Raw genomic sequence first — 346 nt, 5'->3', positions numbered from 1 at the left:
TAGATTAGCAGTTATGCTAGGCTACGAAAATGCAGATAACCAATTGTAAATTAAGAAAGAGAGTTCAAAAGAAACTACTTGAATTTTTTGTACTCCAAGTTACTGCCCGCTCCGCTGCCGATATTTTGGGCATTCAGCCCAACTCCGCTATTCTGTTCTACCACAAAATTCGTATGGTTATCAGCCATTATCTGGCCTTGGTTGCCGATGAGGTTTTTGAGGGCCCTGTCGAGTTGGACGAAAGCTATTTCGGCGGACGGCGTAAAGGCAGACGTGGTCGCGGCGCGGCAGGAAAAGTGGTTGTCTTTGGTATTCTGAAACGCAACGGACGGGTCTATACCGTTGT

Annotated in this window: 1 protein-coding gene; it reads left to right on the top strand. The window is 46.5% G+C overall.

Going from position 1 to position 346, the window contains the following annotated elements; translation table 11 throughout:
- Window positions 1-29: 29 nt before the first annotated feature.
- Window positions 30-346 (top strand): transposase (locus tag HMPREF3052_RS11200; RefSeq protein WP_210399498.1); only part of this gene is annotated, 317 nt, incomplete at its 3' end.

It is taken from the genome of Neisseria sp. HMSC056A03 (genome assembly GCF_001815685.1).
In the GTDB taxonomy this organism is placed as follows: Bacteria; Pseudomonadota; Gammaproteobacteria; order Burkholderiales; family Neisseriaceae; genus Neisseria; species Neisseria subflava.
Note: the sequence above shows the minus strand (reverse complement) of the source record. Positions and strands in the feature narration are given on the sequence as shown.